Annotated in this window: 14 protein-coding genes; 7 read left to right on the top strand and 7 right to left on the bottom strand. The window is 35.1% G+C overall.

The window, feature by feature from the left end:
• Positions 1–46 precede the first annotated feature (46 nt).
• The 5 genes from BQ5209_RS07340 to BQ5209_RS07360 all read left to right on the top strand — a co-directional run bounded on the left by BQ5209_RS07340 (position 47) and on the right by BQ5209_RS07360 (position 6,311).
• Positions 47–1,942 carry a beta-glucoside-specific PTS transporter subunit IIABC gene (locus BQ5209_RS07340; RefSeq protein WP_085247887.1) on the top strand — a complete coding sequence of 632 codons (1,896 nt, stop codon included), beginning with the start codon at positions 47–49 and terminating at the stop codon, positions 1,940–1,942.
• Between the two features lie 3 nt (positions 1,943–1,945).
• Entirely contained in the window at positions 1,946–3,337 is a 1,392-nt protein-coding gene (locus BQ5209_RS07345; RefSeq protein ID WP_085247888.1) for a glycoside hydrolase family 1 protein, read from the top strand.
• A 178-nt stretch (positions 3,338–3,515) separates the two neighbouring features.
• Entirely contained in the window at positions 3,516–4,844 is a 1,329-nt protein-coding gene (locus BQ5209_RS07350) for an OprD family porin (RefSeq protein ID WP_085247889.1), read from the top strand.
• Between the two features lie 13 nt (positions 4,845–4,857).
• A complete protein-coding gene (locus BQ5209_RS07355; RefSeq protein ID WP_085247890.1) occupies positions 4,858–5,622 on the top strand; it encodes a histidine phosphatase family protein in 765 nt (254 codons plus the stop codon).
• 143 nt (positions 5,623–5,765) lie between these two features.
• On the top strand, positions 5,766–6,311 hold the full coding sequence (locus tag BQ5209_RS07360; protein WP_085247891.1) for a methylated-DNA--[protein]-cysteine S-methyltransferase: 546 nt from the start codon (positions 5,766–5,768) through the stop codon (positions 6,309–6,311).
• A gap of 25 nt (positions 6,312–6,336) precedes the next feature.
• Here BQ5209_RS07360 and BQ5209_RS07365 read toward each other — a convergent pair whose 3' ends face one another.
• The 6 genes from BQ5209_RS07365 to BQ5209_RS07390 form a co-directional block, all read right to left on the bottom strand.
• On the bottom strand, positions 6,337–7,227 hold the full coding sequence (locus BQ5209_RS07365; RefSeq protein ID WP_085247892.1) for a hypothetical protein: 891 nt from the start codon (positions 7,225–7,227) through the stop codon (positions 6,337–6,339).
• 40 nt (positions 7,228–7,267) lie between these two features.
• Positions 7,268–8,182, bottom strand: coding sequence for a LysO family transporter (locus BQ5209_RS07370; RefSeq protein ID WP_085247893.1), 915 nt, complete (start codon positions 8,180–8,182; stop codon positions 7,268–7,270).
• Between the two features lie 84 nt (positions 8,183–8,266).
• A complete protein-coding gene (locus BQ5209_RS07375; RefSeq protein ID WP_085247894.1) occupies positions 8,267–9,211 on the bottom strand; it encodes a VirK/YbjX family protein in 945 nt (314 codons plus the stop codon).
• A gap of 223 nt (positions 9,212–9,434) precedes the next feature.
• On the bottom strand, positions 9,435–10,736 hold the full coding sequence (eno, locus tag BQ5209_RS07380) for a phosphopyruvate hydratase (RefSeq protein WP_085247895.1): 1,302 nt from the start codon (positions 10,734–10,736) through the stop codon (positions 9,435–9,437).
• 47 nt (positions 10,737–10,783) lie between these two features.
• The gene (pyrG, locus tag BQ5209_RS07385) at positions 10,784–12,421 is read right to left on the bottom strand and encodes a glutamine hydrolyzing CTP synthase (RefSeq protein ID WP_085247896.1); all 1,638 of its coding nucleotides are present in this window, start codon (positions 12,419–12,421) and stop codon (positions 10,784–10,786) included.
• Positions 12,422–13,055: 634 nt separating this feature from the next.
• Entirely contained in the window at positions 13,056–15,173 is a 2,118-nt protein-coding gene (locus tag BQ5209_RS07390; protein ID WP_085247897.1) for a TonB-dependent receptor, read from the bottom strand.
• A gap of 329 nt (positions 15,174–15,502) precedes the next feature.
• On the opposite strand from BQ5209_RS07390, the gene BQ5209_RS10600 reads away from it, so the two are divergent.
• A complete protein-coding gene (locus BQ5209_RS10600) occupies positions 15,503–15,631 on the top strand; it encodes a transposase (RefSeq protein WP_143421871.1) in 129 nt (42 codons plus the stop codon).
• A 478-nt stretch (positions 15,632–16,109) separates the two neighbouring features.
• Positions 16,110–16,562, top strand: a complete 453-nt coding sequence (locus tag BQ5209_RS07400; RefSeq protein ID WP_085247898.1) for an integrase core domain-containing protein — start codon at positions 16,110–16,112, stop codon at positions 16,560–16,562.
• On the opposite strand, the gene BQ5209_RS07405 is transcribed toward BQ5209_RS07400, so the two are convergent.
• Positions 16,555–17,116: hypothetical protein (locus tag BQ5209_RS07405; RefSeq protein WP_208609985.1), on the bottom strand; the 562-nt coding region annotated here is incomplete at its 5' end. The two genes, BQ5209_RS07400 and BQ5209_RS07405, sit on opposite strands and share 8 nt — an antisense overlap.

The raw sequence follows: 17,116 nt of genomic DNA on the forward strand, positions 1-17,116 counted from the left end.
AATTTGGGGGCTAGGTTTTTTTTTGTTCTAAAAATAAGGATAAGGTATGAAAAACAAAGAGCTTGCTGAATCAATCATTCAGCATGTTGGAGGAAAGGACAATGTTATCAGCTTAGTGCATTGTGCTACTCGCCTAAGATTTGTATTAAAAGATGATAATAAAGCTAATGCAGACGCATTAAAAAAACAGGTCGGTGTAATTACTGTTGTACAAAGTGGCGGGCAATTTCAGGTCGTTATCGGTAATAATGTCGCAGACGTATTTAGCGATATTATGCAATTAACCAACCTCAACGAAAATACTAGCTTGGAGTCTAAATCAGGCAAAAAATTAGGTGTGCTATCTAAATTAATTGATTTAGTTTCTGGTATTTTTATTCCAGCACTAGCTATTCTAGTTGCAGGAGGAATTTTAAAAGGTTTGGTATCTTTGTTACAAATTCTCGATATTATTACCCCTGAAACACCAACTTATAACTTCCTATTTGCCATTGCCGATGCTCCTTTTTATTACCTGCCTATTATTTTGGGCTTTTCTGCCGTGAAAAAATTTGGTGGAAATCCATATGTGGGCATGGCACTCGGAGGGGCTTTAGTTCATCCCAATATAGTCGGTATGATGAAAGGAGCTCTAGAATTACAAACTGAGTTTTTCTCTATTCCAATTAATCTTATTCCCTATGCTTCATCAGTATTCCCGATTATTTTGGCGAGCTGGTTCTATTCAGTATTAGAACGAAATTTTAATAAAATATTGCATGATTCGTTTAAAAAATTTATTTCTCCATTACTCGGTATATTAATTACGGTACCTTTAACATTTGCGGTTATTGGTCCTGTTGTATCTATTTTAAGTGATGCGGTTGCCTCAGGTATTATCTATGTCTATCAACTTAACTCTATTATTGCTTCAATGATTTTAGCCGCTGTTTGGCAAATCATGGTTATCTTTGGTGTTCATTGGGGATTAGTGCCATTTGCCATGAATAACATCGCACTTTATCAAGAAGATTTTATGTTGCCAATTCTGTTCCCTGCTGTCTTTGCTCAAACTGGTGCAGCATTAGCTGTGATGTTACGATCTAAAGATAAACAATTTAAAGGATTAGCAAGTTCTTCGGTATTGTCTGGCATTTTTGGCGTAACTGAACCGGCAATCTACGGGGTTAATTTACCATTAAAAAAACCATTTGTGATTGGTTGCTTATCTGCCGCTATTGGCGGTGCTATTGTCGGTTATTATCACACCGTAACCTATTCATTCGGCTTTATTAGCATATTTGCATTTTTACAATTAATCCCGCCGGAAGGAATAGATGCAAGATTTTATGCTGTTGTCGTTGCTTCAATTCTTTCATTTACCATTGCAACATTAGCTACTTACTTTTTTGGTATGCCTAAAGAAAAATCTCAAACTAATGAAAGCGATACTTCATCGTCGAATAATATTACTAATGAAAACATTGATACCACCAATAATACTACGATTTACAGCCCAATGTCAGGAAAAGTCATTGCGTTAAGTGAGGTTAATGATCCGACATTTGCTAGCGAGTTAATGGGTAAAGGTATCGCAATCATCCCAACAATTGGGCAAGCTGTAGCGCCTGATGATGGTGAAGTTGTGTCATTATTTAGAACTAAGCACGCAATTGGTTTTCAAACTGATTGCGGTGCCGAAATATTGATCCATATTGGTATTGATACTGTTAAACTAGACGGTCAATATTTCCAGGCTCATATCGAAGCAGGTAGCAAAGTAAAAAAAGGCGATCTATTAGTTAGCTTTGACATTGACGCCATTAAGCAAGCTGGTTTTGAAGTGACCACACCAATTATCATTACTAATGGTGATAGTTATCAAGATATACACTGTATCTTTGAAAAGAACAATATTCAAAGTGGAGAGGCTTTATTAGCGTTATCCCCAAATAAGGAGTAAAACATGTCAACAAAATTTCCTAATGATTTTCTTTGGGGCGGCGCCATTGCCGCCAATCAAGTTGAAGGCGCTTACCGTACAGATGGTAAAGGTTTATCCACATCAGATTGCACGCCAAATGGTTTATTTGGTGACATCATTGATCGAAACGAAACCAGTATTACAAGCATAAAAGACAATGCCATTGATTTTTATCATCGTTACCCAGAAGATATTGCCCTATTTGCCGAAATGGGTTTTACCTGTTTACGAACATCAATTGCTTGGACACGCATATTTCCTAATGGCGACGAAGAACAACCCAATGAAGCTGGATTAGCCTTTTATGACAAATTATTTGACGAAATGGCAAAACACAACATCACACCATTAGTCACTTTATCGCATTATGAGATGCCCTATTATCTTGTCACTCAATATGGTGGTTGGGGCAATCGCAAAGTAATCGAATTTTTTACTCGTTATGCTAAAACCGTTTTTGCACGTTATAAAGATAAAGTTAAATATTGGTTAACTTTCAATGAAATCAATATGTCACTGCATGAACCATTTACAGGGGTCGGCTTGGATAGAAACAGCACCAAGCAACAAATCTACCAAGCTATCCATCATCAATTAGTTGCCAGTAGCCGAGCGGTTAAACTTTGTCATCAAATGATCCCTGATGCCAAAATTGGCAATATGCTATTAGGCGCAGTGGCTTACCCGCTTACCCCTAAACCCGAAGATGTTTGGGCAACTCATCAAGAAAATCATGGTTGGTTATTTTTTGGTGATGTGCAAGTGCGTGGTCATTATCCAACTTATATGAATCGCTTTTTTAAAGAAAATAATATTAATCTTGAGATCACTGAACAAGATAAACAAGATCTAAAAGAAACCGTCGATTTTGTTTCATTTAGTTATTACATGAGCTGTTGTGCAACATCCGATGAGTCTCAAAAAACCAAAGGTAATATTTTAGATATGGTGCCTAATCCTTATCTTAAAGCATCCGAATGGGGGTGGCAGATCGATCCAACAGGCATTCGTTACCTTCTTAATTTACTTTATGAACGTTATCAAAAACCACTATTTATTGTCGAAAATGGTTTGGGTGCCAAAGATAAATTAGAAGCAGACAGCACTATCAATGATGATTATCGAATTAATTATATGAATGATCATTTAGTGCAAATTCGGCAAGCCATTAACGATGGCGTTGAAGTCATGGGTTATACCAGTTGGGGGCCAATAGACCTTATCAGTGCATCAAAAGCCGAAGTGACTAAACGTTATGGGTTTATTTATGTTGATTTAAACCAAGATGGTTCTGGAACATTAGATCGTTATAAAAAGAAAAGCTTTTATTGGTATCAGTCCGTGATTTCATCGAAAGGTGAAAATTTAAAATAATAAGATAACTTAGGGGGATTATGCTCAGTAATCCCCCTTTATTTCATTTAAAATGAGCGGATAAGCATAGAGGCAGATAACATTAAGAAGAAATAATATAAAAAGCAACTAATTGAATAAAATTAACAATTAAAAATCATTTTGCTATATACAAACAGGAATAGGTTAAGAAATAACAATGAAAATAAAATATCTCACAATGATGCTGTTTGGGGTATCGAGCTCTTTGGCATCGGCAAATGAAATAATCAATAATTCACTCTTAGATAACCTATTTTTTAAAAATTCTAAGTTTGAATTTTCTACTCGTAATCATTGGAAGTATTTAAAAGAAAATGCATCCCAGCCCAAAGAAGTACACAGTGCATGGGGACAAGTATTTACTTTTGATTATAAATCAGGCTATCTATTCAACACTATTGGCTTTGATCTCACCTATGACAACGCTATAAAATTAGGTGCTAGTGATTATTTTGCAACACGTAATTTACTTTATAATGATGGCAAAGGTTACAACAAACATAATGCGCACGGTTTTAATAAAGTGACTCAACGCTATGCAAAAATTAAATTTGGTAATAATACTGTTAATTTCAATGGTAAAGCGGGTTGGCATAGCTTAAAAGATTTTGGTGTTATAAGTTCATCAAAACACCTTACACGCAATAGTTATTTGGGTTATAGTGGCGTTCTAAAATATGACAACATCTACTTTTCATTAGCCTATATAAATAGCACGCTACCAAGAGAGTCGGCGAAAAAATTGCATTTTTTAACGGCCGATCGTAAAAAAGTTATTGATAATATTTCAACAGCAGAAATCGCTTATAAAGATAAATATCTTACATTAGATTATTCTTATGGTGTTGCCAAAGATTATCTAAGGCGTCATGTGATTGAATTATCCTATAAACCAATAAAAAAATTAATTTTAGGAGGTCAATTTTACGGAAGCTATGCGCTTGAAAATTATGATGCCATGAAACAAAACAAAAAAGAGTTTGAAGATCATGCGTGGCATTATGCAACCGATGTAGAATGGAAAGAAGAAGACTGGAGCATTAAAGTTGGATTAGCTTACACTGATGCTAACAAACACAATGCTATCGGGTATTATAATCGACATTTAGGTAAAAATACACGCGCTCGTTTTAATGGACTTGCAGCTGCGGGGGCAGACTATTTACGAGATGGTGAGCTAGTGCTAACCACAGTAATGAGCTACGATTTTGTCAAAGATAATAGCACTGGGTTATATATGAATTATGGCCAATTTAACTACAAACATAATACATTAAAAAACGGAGAAATAAACATTTTTGATATATGGAAACCAACGAGCGGTGCGTTTAAAAATCTCTCTATTTTATCAAAAGTTGGTTATGGTTGGTCTTATAAAACAGTAAGTGCTTCAGATCTTACTCCAAAACTTAGACATGGAAAGTACCAACGTTCACCTTCACTTTCGGCAGAAACAGTTATTGATTACCGATTTAACTTATTATAAAGAGGACAGAAAAATGAAAAAATTTATTATAGCAATTAGTTCGTTAATTATTTCAATATTAAGTGTATCACAAGCTTTTGCCGATGATATCTACCTATATGTGACTCGACATGGCAAAACCATGTTCAACAATGTACATCGTGTTCAAGGTTGGTCAGATACACCTCTAACTAAGCCAGGCGTTGAAGTTGCAGAGCAATTAGGACACGGTTTAAAAGATATTAAATTTATCAACGCCTATTCAAGTGATTTAGGTAGAGCACGACAAACCGCTCGCATTGTTTTAGAAACTAAAGGCGATCAAGTTCAAATTAATGAAATGGAAGGATTGCGTGAAACCTGTTTTGGTGAGTATGAAGGTGATCTTGATCCTAATATGTGGACACCTGCTGCAAAATATTTAGGTTATGCATCTGATCAAGATCTAATGGAGGATATGGCAAAAGGCAAAGTTAGCCTTAAAAAAATGATTGATGCTATTGCCGCAGTTGAAAAATCAGGTGAAGCTGAAGACTACAATAAAGTAAAAACACGTATGCAAGCATCGTTAAAAGCCATTGCCGAGTCAGCTAAAGCACAAGGTGGTGGTAACGTTCTAGTAGTATCACACGGCATGGCAATTATGGCGATGGTTGAAGAATGGCTAGATAAACCGATTACAACAGGATTAGGCAACGCAAGTGTCACTAAAATTCGTTATACTGATGACGGAAAATTTATTGTCGAAAGTTTAGGTGATATGAGTTACGTCGAAAAAGGTAAAAATCAAGCTAAATAACCTCAAAATAAATGGCTCATCAATGAGCCATATTCTCTCTTTATTTAGCATTCACACAATATTGATAAATAAATTGATAGTAATTATCATTATAAACAAGCATAATTTAACATCGTTTTTAGCGAACAGGGTCAAAAGACAATATGTTTTATTTATGCAACTATTCATCCCCAATGGGATTAATTACCCTAGCTAGCCAACAAAACAAGTTAGTTGGAGCTTGGATTGAAGGCGAAAAATATTTTGGTTATACAATTAACACTCAAACAGAAGAAAATCCTAATTTAGCTATTTTTAACTCGACAAAAAAATGGTTTGATGATTATTTTTCAGGAAAGAAACCGAATCTATCTCAACTTAAGCTTGCACCAAATGGCACCCCTTTTCGACAGCTAGTATGGGAAATTTTATGTAATATCCCATATGGCAAGGTCACAACTTACGGTGATATCGCAAAACAGATCGCCCTTAAAACAAACCAAACAAGCATGTCTAGCCAAGCAGTAGGCGGCGCGGTTGGACATAATCCAATATCCATTATCATCCCTTGCCATCGCGTCATTGGCGCAAACGGTAATTTAACGGGTTATGCTGGGGGTATAGATAAAAAAATTCAATTGCTACAACACGAAGGGGTCGACACCACACTATTTTTTGTGCCTAAACAAGGTCATTTAAACACAATCTAAAAAAAACGAAATCTTTTTAATTTGTTTATTTTAGGTGATTGGTTATTTGTACATCATATTTACTTTCATCTATAATATTTACCCAACTTGGTATAATGGGTGTTCGACAGTAATAATTAGCTGAAGACTGTATATCTTTATTTCTAATTTTTTGAAATTCTGGCGTTTGAGGATCATCAAATAGCTCAGGATCCCGACGACGATTCATTTTGAAAAATAAGAATTCTTCATACCAACTGTTGTGTAACCACGGTTTTGGATAACCTAAAGTGGCATAAATACGGTTACAAATAAAAGTTGACCGCCCACCAAAAATGAAGAAGAAAAAGAACACAAAAGCAACAAAGCCAATACAGCTTGTTGTGGTAATTTCTATCACGTCTGAAGAACCCCACTCATGATTGAATAATATACTAATGAAAATCAAAATATCGGTAAATAATATTATCGATCCAACACCAAACATACAATACTTCAGCAATTGTAACGTCGAAAGACCAACTCCTTTAGGAAAAAATAAAGCATGATATTTAGGAAAGCGGACGGCATAAGCTTGATATTTATTCTTATCAATTTGTTTGACGACCATTTCGACGTAATCACCATTGTTAAAAGCGACATTTTCTAGCTTACCTTTAACTTTGACATTACCGATATAACAAACAAATGGTGTGCCTTTTAATAGCTTGGTTTGTAGTAACCCAAAAGTTAATAAACTAAACACAAATTCATAAACAAACTTACATATAGCTACGGTTATTAGAATAAATCCACCGATCATCTCGATAATAAATAGCCCCAAAATTGACTCAATAAAACCACAGTCTTCAGTTTTTTTATTTTGATCCTTTTTTTGATCTACTTTCAATATTTTTAAACGTCTTACTTTACCTTTTAATAGACTATACTTTCCCATTACTTTTTTACTCCATTTAAGTAGGCTTTGCTTTTTTAAGCTAAAGCCCAACCCCTCCATAGTTAAATAGCGTGATAAATATCGGCATTATAAGTGTTAATAAAAAACCTTGAGCAATAGCAGCAGGTACAATGGCTACCCCCCCACCTTTTTGTAGCATTGGTAGGGTAAAGTCCATTGATGTTGCACCACATAGTCCTAATGTTGTTAATTGATAATGCTTAATCAATGTAGGAATTAAAATAATCGCACACAATTCTCGTAATATATCATTTAAAAATGTGGCACTGCCAATAATTGGACCATGGGCTTCTGTCATTAAAATACCAGATAATGAATACCATCCAAAACCAGAAGACATGGCAAGACCTACGCGAACAGGCAAGTTTAAAATAAATGAGCCGATAACGCCTCCAAGGAAAGCACTTATCACAACCAATAGTGTTGTCGCTATACCTATTTTGTTGAGTAGAATTTGCTTTATTGAAATATTATTACTACGTAGTTGAATTCCGATTAAAAATAATAAAAGAACCAATACAACTTGAGTGATGTTTTCAGCATATTGCCAAATAAATAATGGCAATAATCCACAAATAAACCCAATAATTAATGCAATACAGACACGTAATGACTCAATAATCATTTTAAAACGTGAAGCATAAGTATGATCTGTTTTATCTGCCTTGCGAGGGAAAATGTAATCAAAAATAATTAAAACAATAAAATTCCCACCAAATGTACAAATAAAAAGAACAATTGCATAATATAAAATAATTTGCAAATTAGTGGTTAAATTATCTAAATGAGCAAGCTCAGTGCCCATAATGAATAAAATAAGGTAAACCATCCAACTCAACGTTTGGTTAATTTTGGTCATCCAGCTGTTGTTTTTAATTTTAATTAAATAGCCTAAACCCAACGGGACTAGCGCAATAAGAATACCAAAATACATATTTTATTCCTTAACTATTCCTTTCTTGCTTTTATTGTTAAATTATGGGGTCAAGTATACGTTTTAATCTATTACCACTAATCATTATGTTAATGATGCTAACGTTTGCTCAATATTAAGTTGAAGCTGATCCAATAAAGCATAACGATTACGGTATTCTGAACGTTTTTTACTGGCAATTTCTTCAATTGATTTTCGATTAATCTGATTTGGCAGTATAAATAAACCATTAGCATCTTGTTTTCCATCAAGGGTTAACCAAAAATCGTCATAATCAGACAAAATGCGTTCTTGACGGCTGTTATAGCGCCAATTGTTATAGATATGAGTTTTGTTACCAACAGCAACAATTTGCGTTAATTGATAGTAACGGGCAATGGTTAATGCGGCTTCAACTGCAACACGTTTAGGGAATAACCCATAGCAGGCTTTAGTTGCTTTTTGTACGCGAGTACGTGCGTCATCGTGTCCTGTGCCTTGTAATCCAGCAATAAAGAGCGTTGGCTTGCCTTGATATTCAACAATTGAAAACGTTAATGTAGTTAAATCAATTCCATCGCTATCATAAAAATAAAGGCTCACTTCGCCTTCTCTGGCAAATTTGTTACGGGCTTGAACAGCAATTTGGATATTTGTTTCATTTTTAACAGTAACATTCGCCAATACAAAAGGCGATTGCGGATTATAAAAAGCTTTAGTTACGCTATCGGGTTGTTTTGCTAAAAAGTCATAATGATAGGCCAATGCATCATAACGTGCTTTTTGACTTAAACAAGATGCCAAATAAGGACGTTGCAATTTACATGGTAAATTAGTTTGGCACGAAAAATAATAGCCAAGCAATGGATACTGTCTTAATTTATCAAGCCATTTGAGAGTAATTGGGCTTAAGAACAAGGTTCTTAAAAAAAACTTATAACGATAGGTCGGGTTAAGCCATAATTCGTTTAGCGATAATTTACCGGTATAGAGCCAGTTAAAGAGTTGCCATTTACTTTTTGGCTGAGACATATTCGTAATATTATTCATAAGTAGAACTTTAAATCGAGTTAGTTATTTTAACAATTATAGGGCGACTAAATTAATCAATACCGGGTTATTAATAAGCCATAAAAAAATCAAGCGATAAGAGTACAACACAACTTTAGTTGGTGCAACTATTCCTACATTAAGTATTTTTAAATTATATGAAAATAAAAAACGGTGAACTAGTCACCGTTTTTTTAGTGATAATTTAATGTATAAAAACTAATTATTGACCTTTAACTTCTTTTAAACCATTGAATGGTGCTTTTGAACCTAAAGCTTCTTCAATACGGATTAATTGATTATATTTAGCAACACGGTCAGAACGGCTCATTGAACCAGTTTTAATTTGACCAGCAGCTAAACCAACTGCTAAATCAGCAATTGTTGAATCTTCTGTTTCCCCACTACGGTGAGAGATAACAGCGGTATAACCCGCATCTTTCGCCATTTTAACTGCAGCGATAGATTCAGTTAATGTACCGATTTGGTTTACTTTAACTAAGATAGAGTTAGCGATACCTTTTTCAATACCTTGTTTGAAGATTTTTGTATTGGTTACAAATAGATCATCACCCACTAATTGGATTTTGTGACCTAATGCTTTAGTTTGGTATGCCCAACCTTCCCAATCGCTTTCATCTAAACCATCTTCAATTGATACGATTGGATATTGTTCTGTTAAACCTTCTAGATAATGAGTAAATTCTTCCGCAGTGAATTCTTTATTACCTTCACCTTTTAATACATATTTACCTGTTTCTTTGTTATAAAATTCAGAAGCTGCACAGTCCATCGCTAAAGTAATGTCTTTACCTAATACATAACCAGCTTTTTCTACCGCTTCTTTAATGCACGCTAATGCTTCAGCATTTGAATCTAAGTTAGGCGCAAAACCACCTTCATCACCAACCGCCGTATTCATGCCTTTAGCATGTAATACTTTAGCTAAGTTGTGGAACACTTCAGAACCCATGCGAATTGCTTCACGTACTGTTTTAGCACCAACTGGTTGAATCATAAATTCTTGTAAGTCAATGTTGTTATCCGCGTGCTCACCACCATTAATGATGTTCATCATTGGTAATGGCATTGAGTATTGACCTGGAGTGCCGTTAAGGTCAGCAATGTGTTGATAAAGAGGAACACCTTTAGCAGCAGCTGCTGCTTTAGCGGTTGCTAAAGATACGGCAAGAATTGAGTTAGCACCTAAATTAGATTTGAAATCAGTGCCATCTAAATCAAGCATGATTTGGTCAATAGCAGCTTGATCTAATGCATCTTTACCAACAACAGCTTTAGCGATTGGTCCATTTACGTTTTCAACTGCTTTTAATACGCCTTTACCTAAAAAGCGAGATTTGTCACCATCACGAAGTTCTAACGCTTCACGTGAACCTGTTGATGCACCTGATGGAACAATTGCAAGGCCAACAAAACCGCCTTCTAAATGAACTTCGGCTTCAACAGTTGGATTACCACGAGAGTCGATGACTTCACGACCATGTACTTTAACGATTTTTGCCATGTTATTTTCCTCTATATGACAGATATATTAAAAATGTTAATTCAAAACTATTTTTGTTGCTGCTCTTGATAAGCTTTGGCAGCTTTAATAAAACTACTAAACAGTGGGTGTCCATCACGTGGTGTAGAGGTGAATTCCGGATGGAACTGACACGCAACAAACCATGGATGATCTGGAACTTCAATGATCTCAACCAGCTTTCTATCCGTTGAAAGACCTGTCACTTTTAATCCAGCTTTAACCACTTCAGGTAATAAATTATTATTCACTTCATAACGATGACGATGACGCTCAGTAATCGACTCATTTTTATACATATCGTATACTAATGAATTAGGCTCTAAATGGCAAATTTGCGAACCTAAACGCATTGTGCCACCTAAATCACTATTTTCATTACGTTGTACTACATTGCCAGATTCATCGCTCCATTCTGTGATTAAAGCAATAATTGGGTTTGCACAATCTTTAACAAATTCGGTTGAGTTAGCATCTTTAATACCTGCAACATTACGTGCATATTCGATCATAGCCACTTGTAAACCAAGGCAAATACCTAAATATGGGATTTTGTTTTCACGCGCATAACGAGCTGCCATAATTTTACCTTCAACGCCACGATAACCAAATCCACCTGGAATTAAGATCGCATCTAAGCCTTGAAGTAATTCTGTGCCACGCGATTCAAGATCTTCTGAATCAATATAACGAATGTGCACCGTTAAACGATTTTTTAATCCCCCGTGTTTTAACGCTTCATTCACTGATTTATAAGCATCCGGTAAAGCAATATATTTACCCACCATACCAATGGTTACTTCACCCACTGGGTTTGCTTCTTCATAAATCACTTGTTCCCATTGCGATAAATCGGCTTCTTTACATTCAAGATTAAATCGTTTGCAAACGAAGGTATCTAAGTTTTGCGATTTTAATAACGCAGGTATTTTGTAAATAGAATCAACATCTTTAAGCGAAATAACAGCACGCTCAGGCACATTACAAAATAGTGCGATCTTAGCCCGTTCATGAGCAGGAATAATACGATCAGAACGGCAGATTAATACATCCGGTTGAATACCAATTGACAGTAACTCTTTCACTGAATGCTGCGTTGGTTTGGTTTTAACTTCACCAGCAGATGCTAAATAAGGCACTAACGTTAAGTGCATAAATAACGTGTGTTCACGACCCACATCCACCGCTAATTGACGGATCGCTTCTAAAAATGGAAGAGATTCAATATCACCTACTGTACCACCGATTTCAACAATGGCAACATCAAAACCTTTTGCCCCATCAATCACGCGTGATTTAATTGCATTAGTGATATGTGGTATAACTTGAACCGTTGCTCCTAAATAATCGCCACGACGCTCTTTGCGTAACACATCAGAATAAATACGACCTGTAGTGAAATTATTTTTTCGCGTCATTTTAGTGCGAATAAAACGTTCATAATGACCCAAATCAAGATCGGTTTCAGCTCCATCTTCAGTCACAAACACTTCACCATGTTGAATAGGACTCATTGTGCCCGGATCGACATTAATGTAGGGATCAAGCTTGAGCATGGTGACTTTTAAATTGCGGGCTTCTAAAATTGCAGCGAGAGATGCTGCGGCAATGCCTTTACCAAGAGAAGAAACGACACCGCCTGTAACAAAAATATAATTCGTGACCATTAATATTAGACCATTATTAATTTATTAGAACAATATTGCATCGATTTTTAGACATCAAAACCAATACAACATACAAGAATCAGACGGGAATGCAGTATAACAGAATCCGCCTTACCTCACAATTGAATAATGAGTTTTAACTAATTCTTTTAAAAGGGGCATTAGCCAAATTTACTCTTATTTGGGTTAGTACCTTTAATAATGCATAAAGAATTTTATTACGCCCATCTAGATCGAGTTATTCTTTTTAGTTAACGTCAACATACCCTTTTGTCATTTTTTAAAGTTCTATGTGATCCAAAAGACCGTTTACTTTAATATTAAATACACCATTAGATAATGGTTTATTGCTAAAACTGTATTGACAGAAGAAAAAATAGAATTGGTATCAAATGCTATGTTGAACTCACTCAAATCATTTAAATTGCAATTTAATGACTTAGTTATCACTGCCAATATTTAATCTTAAATTATCACTCTCTCCACTAATTAAAAAAGAGTTGATAAACTTATGTTTAGTACTAACATACCTCAATTTATTAACAAAATGCTGAATAAATGGGCTGAGTTATCTTACTAATAATTACTTACCTCATTTTTAATCCTTAATGAATTCAGCATTTTTTAAATTACGCTACAGTTTATAAGTTGCGGTCAGCAAAAAGGCTCTCGGTGTACCTGGCATACTACTTGAACGCCAATACTCTTTACCTAATAAATTAGTTAATGCTAAAGTCATGTCAAAACGCTGAGATTGGTAACCAACTGCTGTATTCCATACGGTATAACCTGAGCGTTTAAATTGATTCTTATTATCGTTATACATCGAACCTTTATAATTGAGTTCCACTTCAGTAAACCAATTATCATAAGGCAAATAACGAACGCTTAAATAACCACTATGCTTAGCCGTATTAGGCAAATATTTGTCCCGATTGGCTGGCGTTTTTTTATCTTTATGAACTTTAGCTTGTTGATAGCCAATACCACTATTAATGTACCATTTTGTTGCCAGCTGACCAATAACACTTAGTTCAAAACCTTGGCTACGATCACTCCCTTTCACTTGCCAATTATAAGGGTCATTAACAGCATCAGGCTGATAACGAACATTATATAGTTCAAGATCATAAATGGCGATTTGAGAGGAAAGCTTATCATCTAGCCAGTCACTTTTAATTCCAACTTCATATTGACGCGAATATTGGGGTTTATCATCATAAACTGTATTTGAGTCAGTTGAAATTGTAATAAGACCTCGCCCACCATAAGGTGCAAAATTTTTACTATAAGAAGCATAAAAACTCTGCGATTCTATAGGCTGCCAAATTATACCAACTCGAGGACTTAATGAGTGACCGTCATACGAACGGTTTTGGTGTTTTAATTTATCATTTGATGCAAAATTATAATTATCGTAACGTAGTCCTGCTAATAATTTCCATTGTGCTGTCAAACTAATCAAGTCTTGCCAATAAAATCCTTTCGATGTGGCTTTATGATTGGTTTTGGTATTCAGTTTACTATAATGAGGCTTTTTGGAATACCAATGCGGATGAAATGGATCAACCACCTCTGGATAAGCGCTGGTTAGGGCTAATCTTGGCTGACGTTTTTCAATGTTATATTCAATACCAATAAGCATATCATGAACAATACTTGCTGTATTAAATTTACCCATTAAATCGGCAGTATTACTGTATGTCTTATTAGCGGTTTCTTGCCAAGCTCGGCGAAATTGCAATTTACCTTGATAATGACAATCTTTCCCATTATTAAGTTTGCCATTTAAATGACAATAATTACCCGCATAAATATGATCGAAGTTTTGAGAGGCTTGACGGTATAAATTAGTTAATTTAATAGACCAATAAGGGTTGAGTTCAAATCCCATGACAGAACGTAATGAACGATAATTATCTTTCACATAATCATCCGGGTGTGCATAGGCCGTTTTGATCGATACGCCTTTAGGTAAATCATAATAAGCTGGCGCCCTATCTGGCTTACGCCACAAATTATCATAAGTATATTGAACTAACCAATTAAATCCATCTAAGTTGTCATAGAGTATACTTGGCGATACCATCGTATCTCTTTGCTTAATTCCTTTACGAAAACTTCTGTCTGATTGATGATCTACAGTCATTCGTATGGCAAGTTTATCATTTAAAATCTGATTGATATCCACCATACCACCATATTTATCCCATGAACCGCTACGTAAACTTAAGATCGAAGGTGAATCAAAATTAGCTTGTTTACTAATCATATTAATGATTCCACCACCTGATCCACGTCCATAAAGCACAGATGCAGGACCTTTTAACACTTCAATCCGTTCTATGTTTGCAGTACTTTGCCTAACCTGCCCACTAGCACGAATACCATCGCGATAAATATCACCAGAACTTGCCGAAAAACCTCGAATTTTTATACCTTCATCCCGCATGTCATAGGTTGTATCAACCCCTGGCAATTTATTGACTATCACATTGAGATCATTTTGCCCATAAATTTTTTGTTGCTCAAGGTTAACAGCATTAATTGTTTGAGGAATATCTTTGATATCAAAAGGTATTTTTGTTGCTGTTGATGATTTTTTTATCCTCTGATCATTATTATCCTTAATATTAGCAAAAACCTTCATTGTCTCGATATTAGTATCATCATTAAATTTTTCTTGTGCACCAACAATAACAGACGTGGTACCCAATAAGCTGAATATTGCTAATTGATTAACTAACTTCATTGTTTGTCCATCCTATCGTTTATTATTTTACTTTATTAATGAAAACTAGAATAACGACATTATGATAATGATTATCATTTTCACGATCAACTTATATTATATTTTTTAACCACATTATGTAAAGAACAGTCACTTTTTAGAAGTAATAAAAAACAACGGTAATGAATAAAAATCCAAAAAATGTTCGGTTAGATTTTTTTATTTTATTAAATTTTTTCACATTGATATTTTTTAATAAATATCAAATTGTAAATGTAACTATCTACGCTAAAATGATACAGTCAAAGTGTAGAAAATTCTCTATGATAAATGTAAAGGGGAATTGAAACATGAAAAAGATGACAGAGCACCAAATCGTACCAATATTAAAAGAAGCAGAAGCAGGTATTCCCGTTAAAGAGCTTTGCCGTAAATATGGCATGGTCAACTCAACTTTTTATAAATGGCGAGAAAAATAGGGTTATATGGAGAGCTCAGATATCAAACGTTTAAAAGAACTTGAAGCAAAAAATAACAAGCTTAAACAAATGTTTGCCTAGCTGAGTTTAAAATCCCAGCTTCAGGAAAATATCATAAAAAAGCGCTAATGCCCACCAAGGAACGAAAAACATGAGCAAAAGAGCTACAAGCCACTAAATCAATCTTAATTGCTATGAGCTGTGCTATTGTGGGATTAATTCGTTGTGCCTACTATTATCAACCTCATATATTGGATGATTAAATGATTATGTCGACATTAAGCAATATAGTGGAAAAACATTTACGCTGGGGTTTTCCAAAATGTTTTCATCGTATTCGAAAGCTCGGCTATACCTGGAATCATAAACATGTTTATCGGGTGTATTGTTAGTTAAAGCTTAATCTCACCCCCACGAAATCCAGAAAAGCTATCACGACCCAATAAACAAGGTGAATGCTGGTCAATGGATTTTATAAGTGATAGTAGCCGTAATCAACGTCGCTTTAGAACATTCAACGTTATTGATGACTTTAACCGAGAAGCATAGGCATGAGATTGCGGTCAGTTTATCCGCAGGTAGAGTGACTCGTTATTTAGATAAATTGGATCAATATCATGATTATCCGTTAAAAATAAGGGTTGATAGTGCACCTGAATTTACAGGAGGAGTCTTTTCCAACTGGGCAAAATCATATGGTATCACCCTTGATTATATTGAATCCGGTAGCCCATATCAAAATGGTTACATTGAACGATTTAATCGAACTGAAGTGTTAGATTTATATCTTTTTAACAACCTAGAGCAAGCAAGGAGAATGACCGAAGAATGGCTAACGACCTATAACACTGGAATACCGCATGAGGCATTAAATAATATAACACCAATTGAATTTAAAACACGAAAACAGGCAGGATTATTTTCTACTTGAATCTTGTACTAAGTTTGGGGTATTTACATATTGATTTAAATTGATTGTCATTTATATACTTATTACAAACACAACTTTCAAAATTAAAAATATGCATTGTTACAGGATGAATAAACCACGCCTTGCCATCAGCGCTAAGCGTGGCTGGTGGGGTGGCGTCTGTTGGAGTGGTTGTGGTATCTGTTGTCTCGCCATTTTCTGGGGGCGTGTCATTTTGTTGGTTTAGCTTGGCTAAGCCTTTAGCAACATCATCCCACCACAACATCTTTTTTATCTTCTCTTTGGTCTTTTCCCAAGCCGTCACTTGTTTTTCTAACGCTTCCATTTTGGCATAAGATTCAAACTGCTCTTTAGTCAACTTTTCCGATGGTGATTGTTGATAATCAGCAGGAAAACGGCTTATTTCTCGTCTTAGCGTTTCAAACCCTTTCGCTTCAGGGGAGTCCTTTGCTTTACCTACAAGGCTTAAATATGCATCAAATTTTGCTTCGTCACCTGTTTGTAAATACGCTAATATATTTTTAGCATTTTCTGTCATCTCGCTGTTTAACGCT

The organism is Gilliamella mensalis (genome assembly GCF_900103085.1).
GTDB classification, from domain to species: domain Bacteria; phylum Pseudomonadota; class Gammaproteobacteria; order Enterobacterales; family Orbaceae; genus Gilliamella; species Gilliamella mensalis.

Bases quoted from the DNA above. Each gene is read 5' to 3' on its own strand.
- BQ5209_RS07340 (WP_085247887.1), top strand. From the start codon at position 47: ATGAAAAACAAAGAGCTTGCTGAATCAATCATTCAGCATGTTGGAGGA.
- BQ5209_RS07345 (WP_085247888.1), top strand. From the start codon at position 1,946: ATGTCAACAAAATTTCCTAATGATTTTCTTTGGGGCGGCGCCATTGCC.
- BQ5209_RS07350 (WP_085247889.1), top strand. From the start codon at position 3,516: ATGAAAATAAAATATCTCACAATGATGCTGTTTGGGGTATCGAGCTCT.
- BQ5209_RS07355 (WP_085247890.1), top strand. From the start codon at position 4,858: ATGAAAAAATTTATTATAGCAATTAGTTCGTTAATTATTTCAATATTA.
- BQ5209_RS07360 (WP_085247891.1), top strand. From the start codon at position 5,766: ATGTTTTATTTATGCAACTATTCATCCCCAATGGGATTAATTACCCTA.
- BQ5209_RS07365 (WP_085247892.1), bottom strand. From the start codon at position 7,227: ATGGGAAAGTATAGTCTATTAAAAGGTAAAGTAAGACGTTTAAAAATA.
- BQ5209_RS07370 (WP_085247893.1), bottom strand. From the start codon at position 8,182: ATGTATTTTGGTATTCTTATTGCGCTAGTCCCGTTGGGTTTAGGCTAT.
- BQ5209_RS07375 (WP_085247894.1), bottom strand. From the start codon at position 9,211: ATGAATAATATTACGAATATGTCTCAGCCAAAAAGTAAATGGCAACTC.
- eno (WP_085247895.1), bottom strand. From the start codon at position 10,736: ATGGCAAAAATCGTTAAAGTACATGGTCGTGAAGTCATCGACTCTCGT.
- pyrG (WP_085247896.1), bottom strand. From the start codon at position 12,421: ATGGTCACGAATTATATTTTTGTTACAGGCGGTGTCGTTTCTTCTCTT.
- BQ5209_RS07390 (WP_085247897.1), bottom strand. From the start codon at position 15,173: ATGAAGTTAGTTAATCAATTAGCAATATTCAGCTTATTGGGTACCACG.
- BQ5209_RS10600 (WP_143421871.1), top strand. From the start codon at position 15,503: ATGAAAAAGATGACAGAGCACCAAATCGTACCAATATTAAAAGAAGCA.